This window comes from Flavobacterium sp., from assembly GCF_041392005.1.
Classification (GTDB): Bacteria; Bacteroidota; Bacteroidia; order Flavobacteriales; family Flavobacteriaceae; genus Flavobacterium.
On record NZ_JAWKMX010000018.1, the window covers coordinates 45947 to 51946 of the forward strand.

Below are 6000 nucleotides of genomic sequence, written 5' to 3' on the forward strand. Positions count from 1 at the left end.
TTTATACCTACAGGTTGTGAAAACCTTGCAGGATTTTTTGTTTTAGTTAGTTAAAAATTGTAGGTATTGTTTGGTAAAATTATATTCGAAAACGGCTTGTAAAAACTCCAATTCTTTTTTTGATTGTTGTGTTTCTGCTAGTAATAAGTCGGTTGTTTTTTCTAAACCTTGTTCAAATCTATTCTTACGTATTCTGTAGGATTCTTGAGCTTGTTCAAATGCTAATTTTGATAAATTCACTTTGTTTTCAGCATCAGATAATTGGCGATTGGTTTTGTTGAGCTCTAATTGGCTTTGTTTTTTATACTGTTCCGTTTCCGTTTCAGCTTTTTGAAATTCGGCTTTCGCTTTTTGGTTTTTACCAATACTTTTATTACCATCGAAAACATTCCATGATAATTGTGCACCCACTAAATAACCATTAGCATTAAATCCGAATAATTTGTCATCATATATTTGATAATTCCCGAAAGCATTAATACGCGGTAAAAAGCTCATTTTAGATGATTGCAACATATTACTATATGCTTCGGTTGCCTTATCCATAGCTTGAAAATCTTTTCTATTTTCGGAAATGGCAGTTGGTATTTCTTCAAACTGAATTTTATTATCTAATACTTCAGATGGTTTAAATAATTTACCTTTCATATCTTCATTTAATAGGAATGCTAAATAATCTGACGCATTTTGAACGTTACTTTTAGCGTACTGCAATTGATTGGCTACTTCATTCACACGAACTTGCACATCTAACAAATCGGTTTTTTGAAGCATGCCGTTTTTGAAATAATTTTCAATCAACTTTAAGTTTTCTTGTGCCGTACGATTTGCTTTATCAAGAACTTCAACCGCTTTATATGCCAATTGCAATTGCATATATGCTTTAGAAACTTCGAGTTGTAAATATTCTTTAGTTCTTTCTGTTTGTAAATCCATTGCTTCCAATTTTGCTTTGGCGGCCTTACGTTCATACAAACCATCTAAATTGATTAGTGGCTGTTGAATTTCAAATAACGTCGCAAAATTGTTTGTTCGTTTTGGATCGTTTAACAAAGCCGGATTAAAATCGGCCATGGTTAAAATTTCTTGATTCAATTTAGAACCAAAAGCCATTAAAGGATTTGTTGTTGTTATTGCCGTGTGCGAAGCCGTAATGTTAGGTAAAAACAAAGCTTTGGATTGGTTATAATCGGCTTGTGCTGAATTTGCATTTTGTTCAGCAATTTTTATTTGCAAATTGTTTTCTAAACTTTTTGACAGAATTTCTGATTTAGAAATACGAATGGTATCTTGAGCATAAATCGAAATTCCGGTTAAAAGCGATAAAAGTAAAACAGTTAATTTATTCATCATTTGTATTTTTTTACAAATTTATAACCGAAATGCAACCTTTATTGTAACAACTGTTACACTACTTTGCTGTATTTGTTACACAAAAAAACACCTTATAAAAAGGTGTTCTTGACTAACCAATCAAATTATGTAAAACAGAATCGATTCAATTTATAAACGCGTACCACCATGTCCACCAGCAACAATTTTTAAAATTCTAATATTTAAATAAATGAACTTAAAAAATTGAATAAATGGATTTTGCATCTTTCTCTTTTGACTATTAGATATTCTTTGTGTCATAATATAAAAATTAAGTTTTAGCAATAAAGTGTAATACTATATCTTTTTTTGTTACTCAGGAATTAACCACCAAAAAGGTTTCATTTTTGCTTTCCATATGAATGCATAGTGTAGTGCTAATTTTACCCAATGACCAGCTAAACCGATATCTCCAAAAGTTTTTTGAATATCCCTGCCATGTGTATCTGGATATTTTTTAAAATCTGGAACAATAGGATATGTTGTTATACTAACTCCACTACCTTGTGTCATTCCATATCCTGCAGAAGCTATACAAGCTGCTCCCATATTACCTAAAGAGCCTTTGTGATGCAACGATTCTTTTCCTGCTTTTATGCTATCGATAATATTATCTGCTACTAATTTTGCTGTAATTCCAGAAGGCATTCCCGTTCTTGGAGGCGATGGGAAAATCTCAGTTCCATTCTTACTTTTTCTTGGTTTTGAAATAGCATGTGGTGGTGCAAAAGCAATTCCTGGTGCAAAAATATTTTTATATGAAGGATTTTGATACGTTTCTGGCCAATCTTGAACCGTCCATTCATTATAAGGCTTTGGCGAATAATCCGCATCCACAATCATAAAACCTTTAAATAGTTTATCGGTAATATTTTGACCTTGTTTATCAAAAGCTTGAAAACCATGACCTGAAAATGCAGGAATTAACATTCCAAAATCGAAACTCTCAGTTTTATATTCGCCTTCTAGATTTTCATAATGTACCAATCCATCTTCCACTTTAGTTACACCAGCACCTAAAATCCACTTAATTGCACGATCTTCAAAAATCATTTCGACCATATCTTTAGATTTCATATTGAAACCGTTGTAATCCATCAACATACCGTCCATTCCAAAATCACCTAATTCATATTCGTTTGAAATCCATGTAATTTCAGCTTTATCGCGAATACCAAATTTTTGTAATTCTTTTTCAACATTTAAAATATACTCAAAAGCTGCACCCTGACAAGTTGCTTTTGCATGACCTGTTCCAATAAGAATTTTTGCCTTTTTATCTGATTTTTTTAGTGAATCAATTAACTTATGTAAAGCTTCAGAAGCATGGTCAGCATGGTCGTATGTACAAACCGAATACACTTTATTTGTTGCAGGCTGTAAACCTTCCGTTAAATCGAATGCTAATTTTGGTCCGGTTGCATTAATTAAGTAATCATAAGTTACTTTTTCTTGTTTTCCAAGAGTTTCTCCATAAACACCTTCAACTAAGATATAAGGCTTTTGTTCAGACACATCTCCTTCTGGATGAAAGGATACCGCTTTTGCTTGTTTGTAACCAATTCCTTTTCTTTTATATAATGGTTCAAGTGGAAAAATTACATCTTTTGGTTTCATTCTACCAATACCTACCCATATATTTGATGGAACCCATTGGTAATTTCTATTGGGTGAAACCACCAAAACTTCATGCTCCTTTGAAAGTTTTCTTCTTAAATGAGCTGCTGCTGTATGACCCGCAATTCCAGCTCCTAATATTACTATTTTAGACATTTTTTCATCATTTATATTAAACAAATATAGAATACACTAAAGTTATTCGCAGCAACTTTTGTTACATAAAAGCTATTTTAATAGTTGCTACTTTATTATTAATGTTCTCCATAACCAACGTCATCCATTTTACCTTTAAATACGCGGTATTGCACAATCATATAAATTAATACAAGAACTAAAGCTATAAAAAACCAAAACATTCCTACCGATAATCCGTATTCGTGTGCTGCCACATTTTCAATAGTTAACGAAGGATTTATGGTATTGGTTGATGGCAATAACTTAGGAAAAATGGAAGCTACAGTTGAAGATAAACCTCCTAACAAAAATAAAGATGAAAATAAAAATCCATACCATTCTTTTTTAAAAGTCCTTACTTTAAATAATCCAAAAATTCCTGTAAAAGTAATTATTGGTAAAACCCAAAGAAATGGATATTTTATGAAGTTATGAAAAGGTTTTGGTTCGATAATGTGCCAAATTAATAATGAAGCTATAACTAAAGCGAGTAGCCCAAAATTCAATTTGAAAACTATACTTTTTAATTTTGTATTTAAGTCAGAATTTGTCTTAAAAATTATCCAATTAGCTCCATGAATTGTTAACGCAATTACAGCAATAATTCCAAGTAATAAAGTAAACCAATCGATAATTCCTTGATGTGTAGAAGTTGGACTGAAGTCTGGATTCCACAAGGGTAAAAAGAAATAATGTGCTTCATGAGAAGAAACTCCATTTTCTACCATTCCAAGATTTACACCACGAACTACATTTCCTAATGCTACACCAAAAAATAATGCTAACAATAAACTTGCTATGCCGAAGGCTTTATCCCAAATAGCTTCCCACATAGAATGATGAATTTGACCTCTTAACTCTAATCCAATAGCTCTAAAAATCAGCAACCAAAGTACCATAATTAAAGGCAAATAAAATCCACTAAAAGAAGATGCGTATAATGTTGGAAATGCAAAAAACAAAACACCTCCAGCCGCAATTAGCCAAACTTCATTTGCATCCCAAAATGGACCAATTGCATTTGCAATCGCCTTTTTATCTTTTTCATTTTTAGCAAAAAACAAATGAATAATTCCCGCACCAAAATCGTAGCCGTCTAAAACAACATAAACCGCTAACATTAAAACTAAAACTATATACCAAAAATATTCCATGACTTAGTGTGTTTGTGGTTGTGGGCCTTTTCTAATTATTTTACCAACTAGCATTAAAAATAACATTCCTAGTAAAAGATATAGACCAATAAATCCTAATAATGTAAATAAAGTATTTCCAGAAGAAACTGTTGGTGAAGCACCTTCAGATGTTCTAAGCAAATTATAAACTAACCAAGGCTGACGACCTAATTCTGCAGTATACCAACCCGTGGTATTTGCAATGTATGGGAAAGGCAATGCAAACATAAATGCCCACAAAAGCCATTTTGTTTCAAATAATTTTTTTCGTAGTAATTGAATTAATGCCAAGAACATTATTCCTATGAAGATTGTACCCAAACCTACCATTATGTGATAACCATAATACAAACCAGAAATATTTGTTGGGTAAACATCTTCAGAATAATTATCTAAACCTTTAATTTCTTTCTCCCAATTTCCGTAGGTTAGAAAACTTAAAATATTTGGAACTGCTATTTTATTATCTAGTTTTTTATTTTTTACATCAGGTTGTCCAATTAAAACAATTTCAGAACCACCATTTTCAGTATGAAAAATTCCTTCCATAGCAGCAAAAGTAACTGGTTGATATTTTACCACATTTTTGGCTAATAAATCGCCCGTTGGAATTGCAACTAAAACAGAAGAAATCAAACCAAAAACGACACCTGTTTTTACAAACATTCTACCAAATGCAACATTTTTGTTGTTTAGAATATAAAAAGCTCCAATTCCTGCAACAACAAAAGAACTTGTAACTAATGAAGCCGCTTGGTTATGCAAATAAGAAGGCCAAAGCCAAGGATTTGTAAACAAAGCGCCAAAGTTATTCAATACAAACTTACCATTTGCTAAGATTTCATATCCTACAGGATTTTGCATCCATGAATGAGTAGCAATGATTAAAAATCCGCTCATCCATGAACCTAAAAACACTAAAAACCCAGTTATAAAGTGTAATTTATGTCCTAATAATTTTTCACCAAATAAAAAGAGTCCTAAAAAAGATGATTCCAAAAAGAAAGAAAACATTCCTTCCATGGCAAGTGTTTGTCCTATTATTCCTCCTGTTAATTCTGAAAATTTTGCCCAGTTAGTTCCAAATTGAAACTCCATTGGTATTCCTGTAACAACACCTATTGCAAAATTTAATGCAAAAATTCGCATCCAAAACTTTGCAGCTTCATTATATTGTTCCAGATTTGTTTTTAAATATTTCCACTTAAAATAAACTATCATTAAAGATAATCCCATAGTAAGTTGTGGAAATAAGTAGTGAAAAGTTATCGTAAATGCAAATTGCATTCGATCATAGAAAAGCATTTCTTCCATAGTAAAATTATTTATTCCAAAATTCTTTAAAATTATTATTAAGACAAGTAACATATGATACAAAAAAGTGTATCATATGTTACATAGTTTTATAATAAAAGAATAACCTTTGCAAAAACCTGCAAATAATCTGTTATTTTTACAGAAGATAAATAGTTATAGATTGGTAAAAATGCCTACTAATTTTTCAGAAAAAAATAATTTTAATTGGTTGTATTCCATACTTATTGGGTTATGCTTTTTACCCTTTTTTTCGCCTGCAATTGCTTTATTTGTTGGTTTACTTTTTTCTTTACTTGGAATTAAACACAGAAATATTCATCAATACACTGCTAAGGTTTTA

4 protein-coding genes are annotated in these 6000 nt (G+C 31.2%); all 4 read right to left on the reverse strand.

Features of this window, described 5'->3' with window-relative positions:
* Nucleotides 1–42: 42 nt before the first annotated feature.
* Nucleotides 43–1350 (reverse strand): TolC family protein, encoded by a 1308-nt coding sequence (locus R2808_RS08935; RefSeq protein ID WP_371270633.1) that lies wholly within the window; start codon nt 1348–1350, stop codon nt 43–45.
* Nucleotides 1351–1686: 336 nt separating this feature from the next.
* Nucleotides 1687–3147 carry an NAD(P)/FAD-dependent oxidoreductase gene (locus R2808_RS08940; RefSeq protein ID WP_371270630.1) on the reverse strand — a complete coding sequence of 487 codons (1461 nt, stop codon included), beginning with the start codon at nt 3145–3147 and terminating at the stop codon, nt 1687–1689.
* A gap of 98 nt (nt 3148–3245) precedes the next feature.
* Complete coding sequence (cydB, locus tag R2808_RS08945) at nt 3246–4322, reverse strand: cytochrome d ubiquinol oxidase subunit II (protein ID WP_371270631.1); 1077 nt, start codon at nt 4320–4322, stop codon at nt 3246–3248.
* A gap of 3 nt (nt 4323–4325) precedes the next feature.
* Complete coding sequence (locus tag R2808_RS08950; protein ID WP_371270632.1) at nt 4326–5657, reverse strand: cytochrome ubiquinol oxidase subunit I; 1332 nt, start codon at nt 5655–5657, stop codon at nt 4326–4328.
* Between the last annotated feature and the right edge of the window lie 343 nt (nt 5658–6000).